This is a genomic window from Bacillus cereus group sp. MYBKT111-2, from assembly GCF_051915205.1.
Classification (GTDB): Bacteria; Bacillota; Bacilli; order Bacillales; family Bacillaceae_G; genus Bacillus_A; species Bacillus_A paranthracis.
The window spans coordinates 221,356-241,859 of sequence record NZ_JBQAEG010000004.1 but is presented as its reverse complement, the minus strand read 5'-3'; the positions used below and the strand labels follow the sequence as shown (position 1 = coordinate 241,859).

Genomic DNA, 20,504 nt, shown 5'->3' with positions numbered 1-20,504 from the left:
ATAAACGGAGCCTTTTACTATTGGATACAATAAACGATTACACCAACGATAATAATCATGTTGCCGATGAGTTTACGTTTCGTTATTTTTTCTCCTAGGAAATACCAACCGAAAATTAATATGATGATATAACTTAAGGATTCTAATGCTGATGCTTGTTTTAATGCCATGCCCTTCATGGCGATAACATTTAATCCAGCGTTAATTACAAATAAAGAGTAGCCGATAATAACATAAGGATTCACATATTCTTTTATTCTAGAATCGTATTGTTGCAAAGTAGCTTTTTTTAATAATATTTGTGAGTAATTAGCTAAAATTATCCCGAAAATAAATAATAACATATAACTATTCATCTTTTGTCACCACCACAATTCCGACGATAATAATAGCTGCACCAAGTAAATGATTCCACTGAATCGTATCTCCAAATAGAAATACTGACCAAAGCATTGACCATAGTATAATAATCCCGCGATGTGAATATGCTTTTGATATTTCGAAATGTTTAATTACTTGTTGCCATAAAATTGCATATCCAAATAAAAGTATAACTAGTCCGAAATAAGCAATAAAAAATGAGATGGAAGCAATGGGGAATTTAGCCGCCCATTTCATGTAAACCATAATGATAGAATATATCAAAAAAGCTACATGTAAAAATAAGTAATTTTTAATAGTTGGTTTCATTTATTCACTCTCTTTTGCATATAAATATATATTTATACCTAATTTTTCTAATGATAGATATTGGAACGTATTTAGTTTAATCTTTCACATTCCAAATTATATAGTATCATGGCTTTTATTGTAAAACAATAAAAGCCATGTATTCATTTTTTCCAAGGTTCTACAATATGTATCGTTTTATTTGTTGCATCCAATTCTACTTGAACACCGATAGGCATGGTAATCATTGGATGTGTATGACAACAATCGAAGTCGGCTAGAAAAGGAATTCTTTGATTTTGAAGTACTTCTAATAGTATTTCAAAAGGTTTTCGATTTGTACCACAATCATCAAATTGCTCATGCTTTCCAAGAATGATACCTGAAATTTTATCGAATACACCGTTAATTTTAAGGAATGAAAAGCTTCTTTCAATAGTAGCTGCATCTTTTGAACTGTCCTCAATAAAGAGAATATCGCCTTCTTGAATACATGGCATAAAAGAGCTGCCCCAAATTCCTTGTATTGTATTTAAGTTGCCGCCAATTATCCGTCCGGTAGCTTGTCCATTTGTTACAGAAATCCAATTATTTGGTCTAAGTTCTTTTTCTTTCGTTTTCTCTTCCCAATTAATAAATTCGTCTGACCAAAATAAAGGTTGTTTTATGTTGTATGGAAGCGCTTGATTATGCAGTAATGTTTCTACAAAATATTTGTATGTATCATCTACAAAAGGCTCAAATTCTCCAAAGGAGGGAACGAGTGCCGGGCCGTAAAATGTAGGGAGTCCTGTTTTTGCATAAATCCCTAGTAATAAAGCTGTTGCATCTGAATACCCAATCATTATTTTAGGGTTATTTAGAAAAGCATCATAATCAATGTAAGGCAATAAGGAATTTGAATTCATGCCACCAATTGTTGATATGATACAAGAAACATTAGGATTTCTTATTAAAGCATTCAGTTCCTCAGCACGCTCTTGTATACTACCCGAACGATAGAAATCATATCGACCTGTTAGTGAACCTTCTAATATATGAAATCCTTTCTGTTGTAAGTAAGATTTCGCTCGTTCAAATCTTTTAGGAGAAGTGTAGGTTACTGGAGAAGAAGGTGAGTAAATCCCAATTGTGTCTCCGTATTTTAATGATTTTGAAAGTGGCATTTGTATGAATCCCTTCTATTAATAGTTTTATTCATAAGGATTTATCATTGAATATTCTTATATTTCGGTATTGTTATTGTAACATACATGTATTGAAATAATAATTGCTGTAGATGAATAAATATGCTTTTCACCTTGACGATATAAAGGGAAAGTTGTTATGGTTAAATGTGAGTGTATAAAAGGTTTGTTAAAGGAGTTTTGAAATGAAGCGGTTAAAATGGGGAAGGCTGACAGTCCTATTAGTCATTGTTTTAGGGATATGTTGGTTCTTATTCCAAGGAACTCAAAAGAGTGCAACAAGTATAGAGGGACAACCTTTACAAGTGGCAGAACTACCTAAAACAGGATTAGTTGAAAAAGTAGTCCCACCAAAGTACATACCACCGGAAATTGATGCAAAAGCAGCTATGATTATTGATGCGAGTAATGGAGATGTTATTTATCAACATAATGAAAATGAGGCTTTTGCGCCAGCAAGTATGTCTAAGATGATGACAGCATATCTTCTATTAGAAAATGTACATAATGGGAAAGTTCGCTGGGAAGATCCGGTGAAAATGAGTGCGAAAGCGGCACAAACAGAGGGAGCGAGAATCCCAGTACAAGTTAATGACACATTAACTGTTAAAGATTTATATCATGCATTAATGATTGAGTCAGCTAATAATTCAGCTGTGGCTTTAGCAGAACATATGGCAAAATCGGAGAAAGATTTCGTTCAGCTTATGGATGCAAAAGCGAAACAGTTCAAAATGTCGGAACATGCTAAATTTGCAAATGCTTCTGGATTACAAGAGCCCGATGGAAGTGAAACAAAAATGACGGCTGGTGATGTAGCAAACTTGGCGTATCATCTTATAAAAGATTACCCAGAAATATTAGAAGTGACTCACTTACGTCAAAGTCAGTTAGCATTTAATAATATTAATGTTATAAGTACAAATGATATGTTAAACAAAAATAATAAAGCTTTATATATAGAAGGAATAGACGGATTAAAAACAGGATTTACAGATAGCGCAGGGTATTGTTTTACGGGTACAGCAAAACAAGGTGATACTCGTATTATTACAGTTGTTATGGGAACAAAAAGTAAAACAAAGCGTTTTACAGAGACGAATAAGCTAATGTCTTATGCATTTGGCTTAGTTAATTAAGTGAAATACTGAGTTGGATCATCATATAAGAAAGGCAATTTGTTGTTACGTACTATCGGTAACAACAAATTGCCTTTTATTTTTTAGCACTAATAAAGTAAAAAGGTAAAAAATGTGAGTGTTATTATTTGAGTTTATTATTGTTTGTTTATATTATAAAGTTAGAAACTTATTAATGATAAGTTTTGAGGGGCATATGATGTGTACATAGGAAAAAGCCTCAAATGAAAATTGGAGGGAATTATGATGGCAAAAGATTTTTACTCAGCAATTGAAGACAGAAGATCTATTTACGCAATTAGTAAAGAACAAGTAGTTTCTGATGAAAAAATTCAAGAAGTGATTTATCATGCTGTAAAACATACACCTTCAGCTTTTAACTCTCAGAGTGCTCGCGTTGTCGTCTTGCTTGGAGAACAACACGATAAGTTATGGGATATTACGAAAGAAACGTTACGAAAAATTGTACCTGAAAATAACTTCGCTTCTACGGAAGAAAAAATGAATGCATTTAAAAGTGGTTATGGAACAGTTCTATACTTCGAAGATAGTGAAGTGGTGGAAGAACTGCAAGAAAAATTTGCATTATACAAAGAGAACTTTCCAATTTGGTCTCAGCAATCCTCTGGAATGTTACAATTTGCAATTTGGACAGCTTTGGAAATTGAAGGGTTTGGTGCTACATTGCAACATTACAATCCATTAATTGATGAAGAAGTGAGAAAAGAATGGGGAGTTCCAGAAAATTGGAAGCTTATTGCGCAAATGCCGTTTGGTAAACCGGTTGTACCTGCAGGTGAAAAAGAATACCAGCCTTTAGAAAACCGTGTAAAAATTTATAAATAATGTAGGAACGAGTGGGGGAATTGTTTATCCCCCACTAATTATTATTTGAACCAATCGGGGTTTTGCTACTTATAAAAAGGTGAACAGGGATACAACCTGTTCACCTTTTTATAAGTAGTAAGGATTTTTTTGATAGGAATTTTTCATCTGATTTTTTAATTCGTTTTTACGTGTTTCAATAGTTGATATTTTTTGTAAGGTAATAATTGAAACGAATTGAAAAAAAGCATAGTACAGTTCTATATTTTTATTTATAGGATCATCTATTATGTTATTCATAAATATACCTCCCTTTTGATTCCACTATTTGCAAGCAATAAAACGCTCATCTTAAAATTCAATTGCTTTCCGTGTAGGGTAAATAAAATGTGTATAGATTAAGACGCTACTATATATATGATAATATAAATACCCTATAAATTCCATAGACAGTTAAAAATGGGTAGCGGAATGTGTACTTTCGTCAAATTAGAACAGAATTTTTGAAGTTAAATCTTACAAATCGTCAAATCTTTTAAAAGTGATAGATAGTATCAAAAATAGTTTTCTAAAAATATTATACTATTGATAAAAAAAGTGTTTTTTGTCATGATAAGAGTATACTTCATAGGAGGAACTATACTAGGAAATACATTCTTTGCATTGTGTTAGATGAATAGAATTTTTTTAAGTGGATAGAAAATATATACTAAGATAATGAATGGTATGTCGAATTTTCAATAAAGTACATAAAAAATATAAAAAAAGCATTGCAAAAAGAGTAAGTTTAATGGTAAAGTTCACATGAAGTTCACACGGATTTCACTTCGCTCGTTTAAAATGAACTCTGTGTGAAAAATAAAACTCTTGTTAAAAAATGGAACTTAATGAATATTTTACTTTGATAATATTGTAAAGTATTAAGTTTATAAGTTTTTTTTAAGAGGATAGTAGGGAAAGGAAGTAAAGACAACTTATGAAAAAAGTAATTGCAGGTTTAGCAGTAGCTTCAGTAGCAGGTGTTGCAGTTCCAGGTATGGATTCTGCTCATGCACAAGTTTCAAACGAAGCGCTAAAAGAAATTAATGGACAAACTCAAACACAAACGACTGTAACTGAAACAAAAACTGTAGAAACAAAATCCGACTTAAAATACACAGTAACTGCTGATGTATTAAATGTTCGTTCAGGTGCTGGTACAGGACATAGCGTTATTTCTAAAGTAAAACAAGGTCAAGTACTACAAGTAATTGGACAAGAAAACGGTTGGTTCAAAGTAACTGTAAACGGTCAAACTGGTTATGTAAGTGGTGACTTCGTAACGACTGGTGGTAAAACAGGAACTACTGTTCAACAAGGAACTGGTACTTACACAGTAAACGTTTCTTCACTTAACGTACGTACAGGCCCAAGTACATCTCATACAGTATTAGGCTCTGTAAATAAAGGTAAAACAGTACAAGTTGTTGGTGAAGTACAAGATTGGTTTAAAATCAACTTCAATGGTGGAACTGGATACGTAAGCAAAGACTTCGTAACAAAAGGTGGTTCTGCTGTATCTAACCAAACACAACAACCAACTACAAACAACAATACTACTACAGTTCAAACTGGTGGTTCTTATGTTGTTAACACTGGTGCTTTAAAAGTACGTACAGGCCCAGCTACATACAACGCTGTAATCGGTGGTGTAACAAACGGTACAGTATTAAACGTTACTGGCGCTGAAAATGGTTGGTACAAAATTAACCATAACGGCCGTACAGGTTACGTAAGTGCAGACTTCGTTAAGTTTGTAAAAGGCGGAGTAAACAACGTTACAAATAACAATAACGTTACAAATAACGTTCAACAACCAGGTAAAGACGTACAAAAACCAACAACAGGTGGAGATACATCTTCAATCGCTGGATTCGCTAGATCATTAAATGGTTCACCATACAGAACAGCTGGTACAACACCTGCTGGTTTTGATTGCAGTGGATTCATTCACTACGTATTAAATCAAACTGGTCATAAAGGCGCTCGTCAAACAGTTGCTGGATACTGGAGCTCTAAAACAAAAACTAGCAATCCACAACCAGGTGATTTAGTATACTTCCAAAATACTTATAAATCAGGTCCTTCTCACATGGGCGTTTACTTAGGAAACGGTCAGTTCATTAGTGCAGAAACTGATGCAACTGGTGTACGTATTAGTTCTGTAAGTAACTCTTACTGGAGCAAGCACCTATTAGGTTACACAAAAGCATACTAAGAAAAAGTAGTTTATATACTTTTTGTATAGAGAAAAGGCTTTCCAGGGAAACTTGGGAAGCCTTTTTATAGTTGAATAAATTGGGAGTGTAGTAGTTTTTACTGTAACTTCCCGTTTAAAAATCGAGCGTATAGATCATGAAAGTAGTTGGGGCGGAATAAGTTTGCTGCATGTCCTGCTAACGGTATTTCTTTATATAAAACGTTTGGAAGAATAGACTTTAAATCAAAAAGGCAAGATTTATAGAGATGATCATGTTCACCCATTACCCATAGAATAGGGTGGGGAAGTGATTTTAATTTAGATTTCAAATCGAATTCTAATCGGTGTCGTAATGATTGGGCAATAATTGATGAATGTAATTGCAATCCGAAACGGTAATAAATATTTCTTGAAATGACTGCGAACGGATTTGCTTTTAGTATGCCACTTGGAAAAATGGTATTTGCGTATTGAGAGAGCCATTTAGAGTAATCGTCTCCTCGCTTCTCCCAAAACTTTTGAAATACGTTATATAAAATGGAAGGGTTATTATAATGTCCGCCAATATGACAAATGCTCAAAACTTTTTCTGGATGCATTTGTGCAAAAATAGTAGAAATATAACAGCCGTAGCTTAAAGCACAAATATGAGCTTTTTGAATGCCTTCTTTTTCGTATAAATTCAATAATTGATCTACGAGACGCTGTAATGAAAATTCGATAGCTTCTCCTTTATCATCGCCGTGACCTAATAAGTCATAAGTAATAACGTTGTAAGAGGCGGAAAATCGTTTATGCTCTTTTTTGAAGGCACGACGATTGCCGACTAATCCATGAATAAAAATAATTGTTTCCTTTTCGGAATGTATATTTGTTTGCAAAAAGGATACTCCTTTCAATAACGGGAGATTTATATAGTATTGTAAATTGATTATTTATCATTCGCATAGAATAATATTTAGTACTAGGTAATAATATCAGATGTTTATATCTGTTGTAAAGATGAGTTTTTATGTATATTTTGTAAAAATAGAAAAAGTGTGTTTACATTCAGTTTACATTCGTATTGTATTCTACTTTTAGAAAGAACAGTTTGGTTTAACACGAGGAGATGAACAGGAATGGAAGTTAAAAATGAAATGAAGAAAAAAGGGAGCTGGAGGCAGTTTTTACGCCTTATTCAAGATACAAATCCTCCGAAAGGGATATTAATTTTTGCGTTATTCATGAGTTTACTTTCTACAGGAGCGAGTTTATTTATTCCGATGTTAACAAAAGGATTAGTAGATAATTTTTCACTTTCGTCAATTAGTACAGGACAAATTGTTGGGCTAGTTGCCTTCTTTATTATGCAAACTATAGCTGCAGGATTATCTATATATTTATTAAATTATATAGGACAGAAGATTGTAGCTGGACTGAGAGAACGTTTGTGGAAAAAGGTACTTATTTTACCGGTAACTTATTATGATCAAAATAGAACAGGCGATACAATTAGTCGTATGACAAATGATACAGGAGTTGTGAAAACGTTAATTTCTGAGCATTTATCAAACTTATTAACAGGTGGTATTTCAATTGTCGGATCTTTAATTGTACTATTTGTTTTAGATTGGAAAATGACACTTTTACTTTTAACGGTTATTCCATTATCAGTACTTATTTTAGTTCCACTTGGACGAAAAATGTATAAGATTTCAAAAGCACTTCAAGATGAAACGGCTTCTTTTACTAGTGTATTAACACAAGTGTTATCAGAAATTCGTTTAGTGAAATCTTCGAACACAGAAAAAAGAGAATATGAAACTGGAAATAAAGGTATCGAAAAGTTATTGCAATTTGGTTTGAAAGAAGGAAAAGTGCAAGCGTTAATTTCACCAGTTATGTCGTTTGTTTTAATGGCATTGCTTGTTATTATCGTAGGGTATGGGGGAATGCGTGTTTCTAGCGGTGCATTAACTACAGGTGAACTTGTAGCGTTTATTTTATATTTAGTTCAAATTATAATGCCGATGAGTCAATTATCTATGTTCTTTACACAATTCCAAAAGGCAATTGGTGCAACGGAAAGAATTAATACTATTTTAGAATATGAAGTAGAAGACCATGAAACTGGTGTGAAAGTCACAAATGCTAAGCAACCAATTGTTCTTGAAAATGTACATTTCGAGTATAACGAAGAAGAGCAAGTGTTAAAGAATATTGATTTCACAATTGAATCAGGAAAAGTAACAGCAATCGTAGGACCAAGTGGTAGCGGGAAAACGACGTTATTCTCATTATTAGAACGTTTTTATGAGCCAACTAGTGGTGCTATTAAATTAGGAAAAGACTCAATTACGAATTATTCATTACAGTCATGGCGACGTCAAATTGGTTACGTTTCACAAGATAGTCCGTTAATTGATGGAACAATTCGTGATAACATTTGTTACGGTGTTGAGGGCGAAGTGACAGATGAAGAAATTGAAAAAGTAGCGGCGATGGCATATGTTGATGCATTTATTCATGATTTACCGAACGGATATGCAACAGAAGTTGGAGAACGTGGTGTGAAGCTTTCTGGAGGACAAAGACAGCGAATTGCCATTGCCCGAGCATTACTTCGAAATCCACAAATTCTTATGTTAGATGAGGCAACTTCAAGTTTAGATAGTAAATCAGAGTCTGTCGTTCAAAAGGCATTAAATAACTTAATGAAGGGCAGAACAACGTTAGTTATTGCACATAGACTTTCTACAGTTGTAGATGCAGATAAAATTATCTTTATAGAAAAAGGGAATCTTACAGGAAGTGGTACGCACGATGAATTATTACGTACACATGACATGTATCGTGAATTTGCAACGCAACAATTGAAAATTAAAGAGGGCGTATTATAAAATGAATCATCAGTGGGGTTTATACTCCGCTGATGATTCATTTTTACAAGTTTTATTAAGAATGCTAATTAGAAAGGAACTGGTTTCTTTGATACCTAACATTTTAATAGTAGACGATGATCCACATATTAGAGAACTTGTGTCTGTATTTTTAGAGCGAGAAGGTTTTCAAACATATGAGGCAATTGATGGACTAGATGCACTTCGGAAAATAGATGAAGTGAAAGTCGATATGGTTATTCTTGATATTATGATGCCAAATATGGATGGATTCGATTTATGCTTTGAATTAAGGAAGTACTATGATATTCCGATTTTGATGTTAACGGCTAAAGGAGAAACGTCTCAAAAAGTAAAAGGATTCCACCTTGGCACGGATGATTATCTTGTAAAACCGTTTGATCCAATGGAATTAGTAGTGAGAGTTAAGGCTTTATTGAAACGTTACCAAATTACAGTGTCGCAATCGATTCAAGTTGGAAATGTACTGTTAAATCGCAAAACATTTGAAGTTATAATTGGAGAACAAACGGTTACGTTACCGCTAAAAGAATTCGAATTGCTCTTTACTTTAAGTTCTAAAGTAGGAAGAACGTGTTCGAGAGAGCAATTAATTGAAGATGTATGGGGATATGATTTTGAAGGAAATGAACGTACATTAGATGTTCATATAAATCGGTTACGTGAGAAGTTTCAAGAAGAGAAGTCGAATTTTAGTATTAAAACAATAAGGGGTTTAGGATATCGCTTAGAGGTAAGTAAATGAGAAAAAGAAAACGAATGAGTAAATTCAAGATGCTGAAAGTAACAGGAGCGATAATAGCCCTCTTTTCTTTTCTTACTATTATTTGGTCTACAGCATTTTATGTATCATCTAGTATATTGGATGCCCTTGCAATACATTTATCTCCTTTTTTTACCTACCTCATTAGTGACATACTCAGTTTTATATTTATGATTCTTCTTTGGATATTAATTGCAGTATTAATGAGACCGAAGCGAGAGGCGATGATTTGGACTATTATTGAACCGATACAAAAAATTGCAAAAGGGGACTTCTCGGTAAAAATACGAAATGAAGAGAAATATGATGGAGAAATTGGTGTGCTCGTAAAAAGTATAAACGATATGACAGATGAACTGAATGCGATGGAGAAAATGCGCCAGGAATTTGTTTCGAATGTTTCTCATGAAATACAGTCACCATTAACTTCTATAAAAGGGTTTGCTAGAGCACTACAAGATAATAATCTTCCTGAGGAAAAAAGAGAGCATTATCTTACCATTATTGAAACAGAAACGACGAGATTATCTAAACTAAGTCAAAACTTACTGAAACTCACCCTATTAGAGTCGGAAGAATATACACCAGAAAGAGTTACTTATCGATTAGATCAACAGTTAAAGCAAATTGTGTTAAATAGTGAACCGCTTTGGGCTGAAAAAGAAATTGAATTAGACCTTGATTTAGAAAAAGTGCATATAACTGCTGACCAAGAAAGTATGAGTCAAGTTTGGATTAATTTAATTCATAATAGTATTAAATTTACTCCAAGTGGTGGCACAATTACAATCCAGTTAAAAGAATATGGGACATTAGTGGAAGTGCGTATTCGCGATTCGGGAATTGGTATATCCGAAGAACAGAAGCAACATATTTTTGAGCGTTTTTATAAAGCGGACTCTTCACGAAATCGTGCTTATGGAGGAAGTGGCTTAGGTTTAGCGATTGTGAAAAAAGTACTCGATCTTCATCAGGGGGAAATAAAAGTTGAGAGTGAGGAAGGGAATGGGACGGAATTTACTGTGTGTATTCCTAAGTATGAAGAGAAATAGTGTTAGGAGACTATCTTCTAACACTATTTTTCTTTATACATACATTTACCATTGCTGCAGCTATATTGATAAGCTTTTCCTTCACTGTTCATACGGTAAGAGTAAACAGATTCTTTATCTTTCTTAAAGTCAACGTATGCTTCTGCACCGTTTTTATCATCATCTATATCAATGAAATGAACGTGTCGTATAGAATAATCTTTTTTTCACTTAAACCTCTTTCTTGTAAGTTCGTATGAATCCCTTGTATTAGTTGATCGAACAGTGACCAATTTAAATTAAGAAAATGATTCAGTATGTCTTCCTAAAATGCCATTGTCTTGTATTATTTTTTTATTATTATCGTATGTATAAGAGTATGTAAAATAAGGTTCGTCTTTATATACTACTGTTGCATAATAGCCGATATTATAAAGGGGAGTATATTTTCCGGTGATACTTTGTATATCTTCTTGTTTATAACCTTTTATAGTATGAAGGTAATCACTGGTATCTTTTTCTATAAATTTATAGTTTAGTGGATTACCAAATATAAAGTACATAGCCAAAAATATGATACATAGTCCGACTGCAGTTAGTAGCAAGTATCATTTTTTTTCTTTTCATACATAAATACTCTCCTGTGTGGGATTTATTTCTATTTTAAATTAATTATGGAAAAAGCATGAGGATTATAAATAAAAACTTTTTATAGTTACCTATAAGTAACCTACGCACATGAAAGTGCATCATTGCCTTTTTACATAAACATAGATACAATTTTAATATAATACATAACAGAGATGATTAAGGAGTGTTATACTTGGCAGAATTATTACAAGGCAAAAATGCTTTAATTACAGGAGCAGGTAGAGGGATTGGTCGCGCTGTAGCGATCGCATTAGCGAAAGAGGGCGTAAATGTAGGTCTTTTAGCTCGCTCAGAAGAAAACTTAAAAGCTGTAGCGAAAGAAGTAGAAGCAGAAGGCGTAAAAGCTGTTATTGCGACTGCTGATGTTTCTTCATATGAAGAAGTGACTACTGCGATTGAGACATTAAAAAACGGTTTAGGATCTATCGATATTTTAATTAATAACGCTGGTATTTCTAAGTTCGGTAAGTTTTTAGAATTAGACGTTGCTGATTGGGAAAAAATCATTCAAGTAAACTTAATGGGTGTATACTATGCAACTCGTGCAGCTTTACCGAGCATGATTGAACAACAATCTGGTGATATTATTAATATTTCATCTACAGCAGGACAAAAAGGTGCACCTGTAACAAGTGCATATAGTGCTTCTAAATTTGGTGTTCTTGGCTTAACAGAATCGTTAGCGATGGAAGTTCGTAAGCATAATATTCGTGTAACAGCTTTAACACCAAGTACAGTAGCAACTGATATGGCTGTAGATTTAGGATTAACTGATGGAAATCCTGATAAAGTTATGCAAGCGGAAGATATTGCAGAGTTTATCGTAGCGCAGCTGAAATTAAATAAACGTACATTTATTAAATCAGCTGGACTTTGGTCTACTAATCCATAGGAATTAAATTTATATTTAAAAGAAGGGATATCTATTCTGTAAGGAGTAGATATCCCTTCTTTATATTTGTGTATAAAACGGAATTTTCGGTATAATCAAAAGTGAATGGTAGAAAAGCATTGAGAAATTGAAGGGGATGGTATTTCCATGAGTATGATTAAGAAGTGGAAGGCTGTTGATCAATATATGAGTGATGTATGAATACCGAAAGATTCTACATTTTCGTAAAAGAATAACGAAAGGAGATAAATAGAATGAAAAAGATGTTTGAAAAATTATAACATGTATCGTATACAACACAGTTAGCCCGTGGACCTCCAACATACTTAAAAATATAAGTTTATATAAAAATTGGAGGTTAGGAATAGATGAGAACTGAAAAAGAAATGTTAGACTTAATTATTAATACAGCAAAAGAGGATGAAAGAATTCGAGCTGTCATTATGAATGGATCGCGTGTAAATCCACATGTGAAAAGAGATTGTTTTCAAGACTATGATATTATGTATGTTGTAAAAGATATACAATCTTTTACATCTAATCATAATTGGATTCATAGATTTGGAGAAATAATGATTGTACAAATGCCGGAAGAAATGTCATTAGTTCCACCAGATGGAGACGGAAAGTTTCCGTATTTAATGCAGTTCATGGATGGGAATCGGATTGATTTAACACTAGTGCCAGTTGAATTAATGAATAATTTCGTTGGACAAGATAGTTTAAGTAAATTACTTCTCGATAAAGATAATTGTATAGAAGAATTCCCGCCAGCAAGCGATAAAGATTACTTAATAAAAAAGCCTACAGAAAAAGAGTTTTTAGATTGCTGTAATGAATTTTGGTGGTGTAGTACGAATGTGGCAAAAGGGTTATGGCGAGAGGAACTTTCTTATGTGAAAGGGATGCTTGATGGCCCAGTGCGAGATATGTTAATTGTAATGCTAGAATGGCATATTGATATGAAAACAGACTTTATAGTTAATGCAGGGAAGTTTGGAAAGCATTTCGAGAAATATATTGAAAAAGATATGTGGGAGCAATTTAAAAGGACATTTTCTAATGTGGAATATGAAAACATATGGGAGTCATTCTTTGTCATGGGTAATTTATTTAGGGAAGTGGCGAATGAAATTGCTAACACATATGGGTATCGATATCCGCAAGATGATGATGATAAAGTGACGAACTATTTAAAACACGTGAAAGCTTTGCCGAAAGGTAGTACATCAATTTATTAATAATAGTCAGCAGTAAGACTGTCCAAATGACGGACAGTCTTATTTTTGTTTATGAATAACAATTTCTCTAACAAAGTGCAGAGGAATCACATATGAAACTTTAGGGAGGTTTTTATTATGTATTATTTTTATTCACCAGAAGGGTTTGCTCCATATCAATGGGGGCTAGAACGAGATGTTTCGTATGCCTATATGCCATATAACTTATTTTATTACGGAGATTATATAAGAACATTGCCATACACATATATCCCTCAAAGCTATGAAGTACAAATGAAAGCAGATGAACGTGGATCGTGGACACCATTTTCTTGGGTCGAAAAATATGCGTACGCATTTTCAGGACCGTACAATAAAGCGGAAGTCGCACTTACATTTGATGATGGACCGGATTTAGAATTCACGCCAAAAATATTAGATAAGTTAAAACAACATAATGTAAAAGCGACTTTTTTCCTGCTTGGTGAAAATGCAGAAAAGTTTCCAAATGTAGTAAAGCGTATTGCGAATGAAGGGCATGTAATTGGTAATCATACGTATAGTCATCCTAATTTAGCGAAAGTAAATGAGGATGAGTACCGTAATCAAATTATAAAAACGGAAGAAATATTAAAACGTATAGCCGGCTATGCTCCTAAATTTATACGCCCGCCGTATGGTGAAATACTTGAAAATCAATTGCATTGGGCAACTGAGCAAAACTTTATGATTGTACAGTGGAGTGTGGATACAGTTGATTGGAAAGGTGTAAGTGCTGATACGATTACAAATAATGTGTTAGGGAACTCATTCCCTGGTAGTATCATACTTCAACATTCAACTCCAGGTGGACATTTGCAAGGATCTGTAGAGGCGCTAGACAAAATGATTCCGCAGTTAAAAACGAAAGGGGCGCGCTTTGTAACGCTGCCAAGTATGTTCCAAACATCGAAAGAGCGGAAGTGAATGTGTTGTTAAATTGGGAAAAACAGGATTTTGTCGTATAATGAAGCTGTAGGGTGTTAGGAGGGAATATAATTGATGTATGCACTAATAAACATAGGAATGAGTATTTTAATAGGTATTATATTTATACTTGCGGCGATTGTCCTTCAAAAAAATCCACCGACCGATATTAATGCGGCATATGGTTATCGTACGAAACGATCTATGAAAAATAAAGAATTATGGGATGTAGGTAATAGGTATAGTGCAGAAGTGATGAAGCAAAACGGATTCATTATGATGTTAATTGGAAGTGTTGTTAGTATACTGTTTAGATATCCACATACAATGATAGCGATTATGGTGATTATGCTGTTATTAATCATTCGTTTATTTATACGAGTAGAGAGTAGATTAAAAATGCTTGAACAATAATGAAAAAATAGGACTTCATGCAATATAATGCTAGGAGTCCTATTTTATTTATAAACTATTATTTTCTAGTAAGTCTTTTCCTTGTTCAACAACAAATTCATAGTATGCAAGATCATATGGATAGATATCATCAAAAGTTATCGTTAGCGGTTTATTGCTCAAAACAGAAGTAGCTGTAAAAGATGGAATCTCTCTTTTTAATAGCTGTAGAAAAGAAGTTGCATGTATTTTCATCACATCGTCTACTTCTTCACCTGGTGCGAATGGAAGTGGATTGATGACATTGTGGAAATACATATGACAAAACTCGCGATCTGTAAGATTTGAAATTTCATAATCTATTTTAAAGATGCCCTTATATGCTAAATCAGTCGTTTGAAAAGAAAGCCCCAATTCTTCTTCAATTTCACGAAGACCACCACTTTGTACATCTTCATCATGCATAATATGTCCAGCTGAAGTAATATCCCAAATGTTCGGAGCTTCTTTTTTATTTTTAGAGCGTAATTGGAAATATAAAAACATATCTTCATCATCTTTCTCTACAAACCAACAATGAAATGTTTCGTGCCAATCACCGTCACGATGCACTTCATCACGTAATTTCTTCCCAAGTGTATTTCTTTCAGAATCAAATATCGTTAACCACTCTGTCATTTTAATTCCCCTTTCTGCAAATTTTATTATACAATATTCGTAATGAATTTTGGGAAAATAAAGAAAAAAGGAGAGGGTATAAGTGGGTATAGAGAGGACGGAAATAAAATTGATTATTTCAACAGAGGAAGAATTACGGGGAATATTGGGGCAACCAAGTGAACGAGCTTTAAAAAAAGTTATTTCATCATTAGATCACCATTGCGTAGATTTTCTGTCTAAATCTCCTTTTTTAGTATTATCTACTGCAAATAAATTAGGAGAGTGTGATGCTTCACCGAGAGGAGATGCACCTGGATTTGTATTCGTATTTAATAATAATAAAATTATCATTCCAGAAAGACCAGGCAACCGCCGTATAGACTCCATTTTGAATATTATTTCAAATCCACGTGTAGGATTAATCTTTTTTATCCCAGGCCTTGGGGAGACACTCAGAATAAATGGCCGAGCGTATATAACAAACGACGAAGAAATTTTGCAAGAAATGCAGGCAAATGGACGCAATCCGTTACTTGGAATTGTGGTTGAGGTAGAGGAATGCTATATCCATTGTGCAAAAGCTTTTATTCGTTCAAAAATGTGGGATCCAGAATCTTGGTTACATAAAAAAGAGTTACCTTCAGCAGCAAAAATGTTGCTGGAGCATGCGAAAGTGAATGCTTCAGAAGAAGATGTTGCACGTTCTTTAGAAGAAAGTTATACAAAAAGATTGTATTAACAAAATTATATTAATATATTTTTTAGTGAGTATATATGTGTTTTGAAATGGGATATTTATATATAAACTGTTAATTTATAAGTAGAGAAAATTACAAATAGGTAAATCAATCTGTAGATGAATAACGCTATTGTAAAATATAATAAAGGGAGTTTTTGGAAATAGTTAGTAAAAATAGGCTTGCTTTTTAAAAAGTTGATAACTATAATAAATTAACAAATAGACATGAACGAAAAAGTAACGATAAGGACACGAAATCATTTTTACGGTTTACAGAGAGGGAAGTCAAGGGTGTGAGCTTCCTAACACGAGAAATGATTTTACCACCTTTGAACTTCAATAGTGAACGAGTAATCTAGTAATTATTGACGGAATCAGCCGTTATCTGAACTTGAGCAATCTAGAGAGAAATACGTCTAGGTTGGAACAAGGGTGGAACCACGAAAACACATTCGTCCCTTTCCTAGGGATGAGTGTGTTTTTTTTATGGATTACAGATTGAAAATTTAAAATAATTAAAAAATAGTATTGATTTTGTTTTTTATGCGAGTATAATGAGTTAACAAATAAACATGAACGAAAAGTAACGATAAGGACATGAAATCATTTTTACGGTTTACAGAGAGGGAAGTCAAGGGTGTGAGCTTCCTAACACGAGAAATGATTTTACCACCTTTGAACTTCAATAGTGAACGAGTAATCTAGTAATTATTGACGGAATCAGCCGTTATCTGAACTTGAGCAATCTAGAGAGAAATACGTCTAGGTTGGAACAAGGGTGGAACCACGAAAACACATTCGTCCCTTTCCTAGGGATGAGTGTGTTTTTTTATTACTTTGAAAGGAGGTGCTGTAACATGAAACGATTTGTACGTACGGAAATAACCACCACCTGCATGATTGAAAAGCAGAGTAAGGTGATTGATAAAGATAAAAAATAAAATTGTAGGAGGAGATTAGAAGATGAATAATGTTGTTAATGTAGGGGTGTTAGGATTAGGTACGGTCGGAAGTGGTGTTGTCCATATTTTGAAAGAACATTATAAAAAAATTGCACTTGATACAGGCTATGAAGTGAAAGTGAAGACAGTCGCTGTACGTGATTTAGAAAAAGAACGTGATGTTTGTATTGATGGAATCGTAGTAACAAGTCATGTTGATGAAGTTCTAAATGATTCAAATATTGATATTGTAGTAGAGGTAATGGGCGGAATTGAAGAAGCGAAGCAGCATATTGTTAAGGCTTTACGAAATAAGAAACATGTCGTAACAGCAAATAAAGATTTAATGGCTGTATACGGTGCAGAACTTCTCCAACTGGCGAACGATAATGATTGTGATTTATGTTATGAGGCAAGTGTAGCGGGCGGTATTCCGGTGTTAAGAGGGTTAACAGACGGATTAGCATCAGATCAAATTGAAAAAATAATGGGGATTGTAAATGGTACAACAAATTACATGTTAACAAAGATGAGTCAAAATGGATGGTCGTATGAAGAGGCTTTACAGGAAGCACAAAAATTAGGTTTCGCAGAATCAGATCCGACAGCGGATGTAGATGGGCTAGATGCGGCGAGAAAGGTAGCGATTCTTGCAAACTTAGGTTTTTCGATGAATGTTTCTTTAGATGATGTGCAAGTAAGAGGGATTCGAAAGGTCGAAAAAGAAGATTTACAAATGGCTGAAAAGTTAGGGTTTACAATGAAATTAATTGGTAAAGCAGAGAAACAAGGATCAGCCATTCATTTAAGTGTAGAACCGACTCTTTTACCTAGTCATCATCCATTATCGAATGTAAATAATGAATTTAATGCAGTATATGTTCACGGGCAAGCGGTAGGAGAAGTAATGTTTTACGGACCTGGAGCTGGGAAGTTACCGACTGGTTCTGCTGTAGTAAGTGATATTATTTCAATCGTTAAAAATATGAATCAAGTTCAGAAAAATAAAAGTGCGTTAAAAGAACCGGAACCGTATGAATTACAAGGGGATGAAGAAGTCGTTTCGAAATATTTCTTACGTATCTCATTACGAGATGAACCTGGGATGTTACAAAAAATAACAGAATGTTTCGTTAATTATTCTGTAAGTTTAAAAGAAGTGATTCAATTACCTTTAAATCGTGAACTTGCAGAAGTCGTTGTTGTGACACATCAAACTTCAAAGTATCAATTCGAACGAGTTTTAGGAGCGATAGAAGATGTCGCAAGTGAAATAAACAGTTACTACATTATTGAGGAGGAAAAACAATATGTATAAAGGACTATTAAACCAATATGCTTCTTATTTACCGGTAAATGAAAACACACCTGATGTGAGCTTAATGGAAGGAAATACACCCCTTATTCCGTTATTAAATATATCAAAACAATTAGGGATTCAGTTATATGGTAAGTACGAAGGAGCGAATCCGACAGGTTCCTTTAAAGATCGTGGTATGGTAATGGCAGTCGCAAAGGCAAAAGAAGAAGGTTCGGAGGCCATTATTTGCGCATCGACAGGCAATACATCAGCATCGGCCGCAGCATACGCGGCACGTCTTGGAATGAAATGTATTATCGTAATCCCAGAAGGGAAAATTGCACATGGAAAATTAGCGCAAGCAGTTGCCTATGGTGCTGAAATTATTTCAATAGAAGGAAATTTTGATGATGCACTAAAGGCTGTAAGAAATATTGCTGCAGAAGAGCCAATCACATTAGTTAATTCGGTAAATCCTTATCGAATTGAAGGGCAAAAAACAGCAGCATTTGAAATTTGTGACCAATTGCAAAGTGCACCAGATGTTTTAGCGATTCCTGTTGGGAATGCTGGGAATATTACAGCGTACTGGAAGGGTTTCTGTGAATATGAGAAAGAAAAAGGATATAAGAAGCCAAGAATTCATGGATTTGAAGCGGAAGGAGCAGCTGCTATTGTAAAAGGGCATGTAATTGATGAGCCAGAAACAATTGCAACAGCGATTCGCATCGGTAACCCAGCAAGTTGGTCATATGCGGTAGAGGCTGCTGAGCAGTCTCACGGTGAAATAGATATGGTATCAGATGAAGAAATTTTACATGCGTATAGATTATTAGCAAAATCGGAAGGGGTTTTCGCTGAGCCAGGATCAAATGCTTCATTAGCGGGCGTAATGAAACATGTTCAATCTGGAAAAATCAAAAAAGGAGAAACAGTTGTTGCAGTTTTAACTGGAAACGGCTTGAAAGATCCTGATATCGCAATTTCTTCTAATACATTAGACATTGCAAGTGTTTCAAATAATATAGAACAAATTAAAGAGCATATTAAAGGGGTGATTATGTCGTGATACCATTAAGTATTCGTGTTCCTGCTAGTACAGCGAATGTTGGACCTGGATTCGATTCAGTAGGAATAGCTTTGTCATTATATTTACATGTAGTAGTTAAAGAAAAAGCTGATAAATGGCAAGTAATCCATTCCTTTGAAGATTCAATTCCGACAGACGATAAAAATTTAATTGTTAGCACGGCATGTAAAGTATGTCCTTCTATATCACCCCATATAATAAAAGTTACTAGTAACATCCCGCTAACAAGAGGTCTAGGAAGTAGTGCATCAGCAATTGTAGCTGGGATAGAGCTTGCGAATCAACTAGGCAAATTGAACTTAACGACTGATCAAAAAGTTCAAATTGCTACAAATTTTGAAGGTCATCCTGATAATGTTGCTGCTTCTATATTAGGAGGAACTGTAATCGGAGCACTTGATGGGAAGAATGTTTCGGTTGTAAGAATTGAAAGTAAGGAATTAGGCGTAATTTCACTTATTCCAAATGAAGAGCTAAATACAGATGAAAGCCGATCTGTATTACCAGATGTATTTCCGTTTCATGAAGCTGTTAAAGCTAGTGCAATAAGTAATGTATTAGTAGCTGCTTTATGTCAAAAGAAGTGGGAAGTTGTAGGGGAAATGATGGAAAGAGATCATTTTCACGAGCCGTATCGTTTAGAACTTGTACCGTTATTACCATCTATTCGTAAATGTGCAAAAGAATTCGGTGCATACGGTACAGCGCTTAGTGGTGCAGGACCATCTATTTTTATATTAACGCCTTATGAGAAACGTCAAGAAATTGCTGAGCAATTAGCGAGAGTATTTACGTCTATGAAAGTGTGTGAGCTAGAAATTGATCATAGAGGAATTACTGTAAATAAAGAAGAACATATTGGATTATAAAGAAAGCTAGTATCGCTAGCTTTCTTT

20 protein-coding genes, 1 pseudogene and 2 other annotated features are annotated in these 20,504 nt (G+C 34.1%); of the genes and pseudogenes, 14 read left to right on the top strand and 7 right to left on the bottom strand.

The features are described 5' to 3' along the window. Window positions 1-17 precede the first annotated feature (17 nt). From ACTFNE_RS13540 to ACTFNE_RS13530, 3 genes are all read right to left on the bottom strand, one after another. The gene (locus ACTFNE_RS13540; RefSeq protein WP_001089868.1) at window positions 18-356 is read right to left on the bottom strand and encodes an EamA family transporter; all 339 of its coding nucleotides are present in this window, start codon (window positions 354-356) and stop codon (window positions 18-20) included. Next, complete coding sequence (locus ACTFNE_RS13535) at window positions 349-690, bottom strand: EamA family transporter (RefSeq protein ID WP_000805122.1); 342 nt, start codon at window positions 688-690, stop codon at window positions 349-351. Before ACTFNE_RS13535 ends, ACTFNE_RS13540 begins: the two co-directional genes overlap by 8 nt. Window positions 691-833: 143 nt before the next feature. Then, window positions 834-1,835 (bottom strand): S66 family peptidase, encoded by a 1,002-nt coding sequence (locus ACTFNE_RS13530; protein ID WP_046197644.1) that lies wholly within the window; start codon window positions 1,833-1,835, stop codon window positions 834-836. A gap of 206 nt (window positions 1,836-2,041) precedes the next feature. On the opposite strand from ACTFNE_RS13530, the gene ACTFNE_RS13525 reads away from it, so the two are divergent. Beyond that, the gene (locus ACTFNE_RS13525) at window positions 2,042-2,995 is read left to right on the top strand and encodes a D-alanyl-D-alanine carboxypeptidase family protein (protein WP_046197643.1); all 954 of its coding nucleotides are present in this window, start codon (window positions 2,042-2,044) and stop codon (window positions 2,993-2,995) included. Between the two features lie 243 nt (window positions 2,996-3,238). Beyond that, window positions 3,239-3,841: a nitroreductase family protein gene (locus ACTFNE_RS13520; RefSeq protein ID WP_001993708.1), complete on the top strand. Its 603-nt coding sequence runs from the start codon at window positions 3,239-3,241 to the stop codon at window positions 3,839-3,841. A 108-nt stretch (window positions 3,842-3,949) separates the two neighbouring features. Here ACTFNE_RS13520 and ACTFNE_RS13515 read toward each other — a convergent pair whose 3' ends face one another. Then, complete coding sequence (locus ACTFNE_RS13515; RefSeq protein ID WP_001059583.1) at window positions 3,950-4,120, bottom strand: hypothetical protein; 171 nt, start codon at window positions 4,118-4,120, stop codon at window positions 3,950-3,952. Window positions 4,121-4,796: 676 nt separating this feature from the next. On the opposite strand from ACTFNE_RS13515, the gene entFM reads away from it, so the two are divergent. Further along, window positions 4,797-6,077, top strand: a complete 1,281-nt coding sequence (entFM, locus tag ACTFNE_RS13510; protein WP_000755553.1) for an enterotoxin EntFM — start codon at window positions 4,797-4,799, stop codon at window positions 6,075-6,077. A gap of 98 nt (window positions 6,078-6,175) precedes the next feature. On the opposite strand, the gene ACTFNE_RS13505 is transcribed toward entFM, so the two are convergent. Continuing rightward, window positions 6,176-6,940, bottom strand: coding sequence for an alpha/beta fold hydrolase (locus ACTFNE_RS13505; protein ID WP_046197642.1), 765 nt, complete (start codon window positions 6,938-6,940; stop codon window positions 6,176-6,178). 240 nt (window positions 6,941-7,180) lie between these two features. On the opposite strand from ACTFNE_RS13505, the gene ACTFNE_RS13500 reads away from it, so the two are divergent. The 3 genes from ACTFNE_RS13500 (at window position 7,181) to hitS (ending at window position 10,777) form a co-directional block, all read left to right on the top strand. Then, complete coding sequence (locus tag ACTFNE_RS13500) at window positions 7,181-8,941, top strand: ABC transporter ATP-binding protein (RefSeq protein WP_046197641.1); 1,761 nt, start codon at window positions 7,181-7,183, stop codon at window positions 8,939-8,941. An 88-nt stretch (window positions 8,942-9,029) separates the two neighbouring features. Next, complete coding sequence (hitR, locus tag ACTFNE_RS13495; RefSeq protein ID WP_052737307.1) at window positions 9,030-9,707, top strand: envelope stress response regulator transcription factor HitR; 678 nt, start codon at window positions 9,030-9,032, stop codon at window positions 9,705-9,707. Further along, window positions 9,704-10,777 (top strand): envelope stress sensor histidine kinase HitS, encoded by a 1,074-nt coding sequence (gene hitS / locus ACTFNE_RS13490; protein WP_046197640.1) that lies wholly within the window; start codon window positions 9,704-9,706, stop codon window positions 10,775-10,777. The genes hitR and hitS overlap by 4 nt, the downstream gene beginning before the upstream one ends. Window positions 10,778-10,800: 23 nt before the next feature. On the opposite strand, the pseudogene ACTFNE_RS13485 reads toward hitS, so the two are convergent. Beyond that, window positions 10,801-11,383: pseudogene (locus ACTFNE_RS13485) on the bottom strand (DUF3139 domain-containing protein). A 196-nt stretch (window positions 11,384-11,579) separates the two neighbouring features. Here ACTFNE_RS13485 and ACTFNE_RS13480 point away from each other — a divergent pair. From ACTFNE_RS13480 to ACTFNE_RS13465, 4 genes are all read left to right on the top strand, one after another. After that, complete coding sequence (locus ACTFNE_RS13480; protein ID WP_000818985.1) at window positions 11,580-12,299, top strand: 3-ketoacyl-ACP reductase; 720 nt, start codon at window positions 11,580-11,582, stop codon at window positions 12,297-12,299. Between the two features lie 368 nt (window positions 12,300-12,667). After that, window positions 12,668-13,540 (top strand): aminoglycoside 6-adenylyltransferase, encoded by an 873-nt coding sequence (locus ACTFNE_RS13475; protein WP_046197639.1) that lies wholly within the window; start codon window positions 12,668-12,670, stop codon window positions 13,538-13,540. Between the two features lie 117 nt (window positions 13,541-13,657). Next, the gene (locus tag ACTFNE_RS13470; protein WP_046197638.1) at window positions 13,658-14,485 is read left to right on the top strand and encodes a peptidoglycan-N-acetylglucosamine deacetylase; all 828 of its coding nucleotides are present in this window, start codon (window positions 13,658-13,660) and stop codon (window positions 14,483-14,485) included. Between the two features lie 75 nt (window positions 14,486-14,560). Further along, complete coding sequence (locus ACTFNE_RS13465; RefSeq protein WP_000271090.1) at window positions 14,561-14,899, top strand: SdpI family protein; 339 nt, start codon at window positions 14,561-14,563, stop codon at window positions 14,897-14,899. Window positions 14,900-14,947: 48 nt separating this feature from the next. Here the strand turns inward: ACTFNE_RS13465 and ACTFNE_RS13460 are convergent, their stop codons facing one another. Next, the gene (locus ACTFNE_RS13460; protein ID WP_000141389.1) at window positions 14,948-15,556 is read right to left on the bottom strand and encodes an NUDIX hydrolase; all 609 of its coding nucleotides are present in this window, start codon (window positions 15,554-15,556) and stop codon (window positions 14,948-14,950) included. 82 nt (window positions 15,557-15,638) lie between these two features. Here ACTFNE_RS13460 and ACTFNE_RS13455 point away from each other — a divergent pair, with 82 nt between their 5' ends. From ACTFNE_RS13455 to thrB, 4 genes are all read left to right on the top strand, one after another. Next, window positions 15,639-16,277 (top strand): pyridoxamine 5'-phosphate oxidase family protein, encoded by a 639-nt coding sequence (locus ACTFNE_RS13455; protein WP_046197637.1) that lies wholly within the window; start codon window positions 15,639-15,641, stop codon window positions 16,275-16,277. A 231-nt stretch (window positions 16,278-16,508) separates the two neighbouring features. Beyond that, window positions 16,509-16,740 (top strand) — a binding site (T-box leader). Window positions 16,741-16,854: 114 nt separating this feature from the next. Beyond that, window positions 16,855-17,086, top strand: a binding site (T-box leader). A 154-nt stretch (window positions 17,087-17,240) separates the two neighbouring features. Then, window positions 17,241-18,536, top strand: coding sequence for a homoserine dehydrogenase (locus ACTFNE_RS13450; protein WP_001067138.1), 1,296 nt, complete (start codon window positions 17,241-17,243; stop codon window positions 18,534-18,536). Further along, entirely contained in the window at window positions 18,529-19,587 is a 1,059-nt protein-coding gene (thrC, locus tag ACTFNE_RS13445; RefSeq protein ID WP_000276454.1) for a threonine synthase, read from the top strand. The genes ACTFNE_RS13450 and thrC overlap by 8 nt, the downstream gene beginning before the upstream one ends. After that, window positions 19,584-20,477 (top strand): homoserine kinase, encoded by an 894-nt coding sequence (gene thrB, locus ACTFNE_RS13440; RefSeq protein ID WP_046197636.1) that lies wholly within the window; start codon window positions 19,584-19,586, stop codon window positions 20,475-20,477. Before thrC ends, thrB begins: the two co-directional genes overlap by 4 nt. The last annotated feature ends 27 nt before the right edge of the window (window positions 20,478-20,504 follow it).

Bases quoted from the DNA above. Each gene is read 5' to 3' on its own strand.
- ACTFNE_RS13535 (WP_000805122.1), bottom strand. From the start codon at position 690: ATGAAACCAACTATTAAAAATTACTTATTTTTACATGTAGCTTTTTTG.
- ACTFNE_RS13520 (WP_001993708.1), top strand. From the start codon at position 3,239: ATGATGGCAAAAGATTTTTACTCAGCAATTGAAGACAGAAGATCTATT.
- ACTFNE_RS13525 (WP_046197643.1), top strand. From the start codon at position 2,042: ATGAAGCGGTTAAAATGGGGAAGGCTGACAGTCCTATTAGTCATTGTT.
- ACTFNE_RS13500 (WP_046197641.1), top strand. From the start codon at position 7,181: ATGGAAGTTAAAAATGAAATGAAGAAAAAAGGGAGCTGGAGGCAGTTT.
- thrC (WP_000276454.1), top strand. From the start codon at position 18,529: ATGTATAAAGGACTATTAAACCAATATGCTTCTTATTTACCGGTAAAT.
- entFM (WP_000755553.1), top strand. From the start codon at position 4,797: ATGAAAAAAGTAATTGCAGGTTTAGCAGTAGCTTCAGTAGCAGGTGTT.
- ACTFNE_RS13540 (WP_001089868.1), bottom strand. From the start codon at position 356: ATGAATAGTTATATGTTATTATTTATTTTCGGGATAATTTTAGCTAAT.
- hitS (WP_046197640.1), top strand. From the start codon at position 9,704: ATGAGAAAAAGAAAACGAATGAGTAAATTCAAGATGCTGAAAGTAACA.
- ACTFNE_RS13515 (WP_001059583.1), bottom strand. From the start codon at position 4,120: ATGAATAACATAATAGATGATCCTATAAATAAAAATATAGAACTGTAC.
- ACTFNE_RS13470 (WP_046197638.1), top strand. From the start codon at position 13,658: ATGTATTATTTTTATTCACCAGAAGGGTTTGCTCCATATCAATGGGGG.
- ACTFNE_RS13460 (WP_000141389.1), bottom strand. From the start codon at position 15,556: ATGACAGAGTGGTTAACGATATTTGATTCTGAAAGAAATACACTTGGG.
- ACTFNE_RS13465 (WP_000271090.1), top strand. From the start codon at position 14,561: ATGTATGCACTAATAAACATAGGAATGAGTATTTTAATAGGTATTATA.
- ACTFNE_RS13450 (WP_001067138.1), top strand. From the start codon at position 17,241: ATGAATAATGTTGTTAATGTAGGGGTGTTAGGATTAGGTACGGTCGGA.
- ACTFNE_RS13475 (WP_046197639.1), top strand. From the start codon at position 12,668: ATGAGAACTGAAAAAGAAATGTTAGACTTAATTATTAATACAGCAAAA.
- ACTFNE_RS13530 (WP_046197644.1), bottom strand. From the start codon at position 1,835: ATGCCACTTTCAAAATCATTAAAATACGGAGACACAATTGGGATTTAC.